This window comes from Aquimarina agarivorans (assembly GCF_000218485.1).
Classification (GTDB): domain Bacteria; phylum Bacteroidota; class Bacteroidia; order Flavobacteriales; family Flavobacteriaceae; genus Aquimarina; species Aquimarina agarivorans.
On sequence record NZ_AFPB01000050.1, the window covers coordinates 1 to 779 of the forward strand.

The window sequence follows — 779 nt, forward strand, 5'->3', positions numbered from 1 at the left end:
TTGTGTGTAGTCCATTCATTTTTTTAACTCCATCAATAACTTAGCGAAATCAGTTTTTAACTCAAATATTTTGCCAGTATTGATATTCAGATTGACGGTTGAATACCCATTTCCGGATGTACTCAGATTTCCTGCTCCAAATGCGTAAAAAATTACCGATTGATTTTCTTTCCATTTGTGATAAACCGTTTCACCAGTAATTCCTCCTATGTTAATTTTTATTTCTTCATTTTTAGGTATTTCATATCGATAGATTTGTCCAGGGTTTAGTTCAATTTTAGTTTTTTTGATTTTAATTTTTTGATTTTTACTGTCATTACCAAAAAAGTAAATTACATTGGATTCATTCAGTTTAGAGTTAGATTTCACTAAATCCAAATTGGCAGCGTATAAGTCAACAATTATACTTGTTTTATTATTGAAAATATCCTTTTCAACTAATCTAAACGCATTTGCATTCAAATCAATTGAAGCCCGTTGTAATTTACTTAATATTGTATTAAAATTATTTGATTCAATTTTGATTTTTGCAATGAAATAGTAATCATTTAGCTTAGTTTCTGGATTTATATAAGCTAGTCCTTTCTCTTTTATTTTAGGAATACTATCCGTCTTTTTTATAATCTGAATTTCTTGACCAATAGAGGAGAGTATATTGGTAAGAATTAATAATGTTGAAACTAATACTTTCAAATTCGATTTTTTTTGAGGATTAAACACAACGGTAAATATAACAAACGTTGCTGACCAAAAGGGCAGCTATGTTTTGTTATATAATG

The 779-nt window shown here is 27.9% G+C and carries 1 protein-coding gene; it reads right to left on the minus strand.

The genetic code is table 11. The features are described 5' to 3' along the window. Positions 1 to 15 precede the first annotated feature (15 nt). Complete coding sequence (locus tag GMC_RS0102040) at positions 16 to 693, minus strand: hypothetical protein (protein WP_010520570.1); 678 nt, start codon at positions 691 to 693, stop codon at positions 16 to 18. Between the last annotated feature and the right edge of the window lie 86 nt (positions 694 to 779).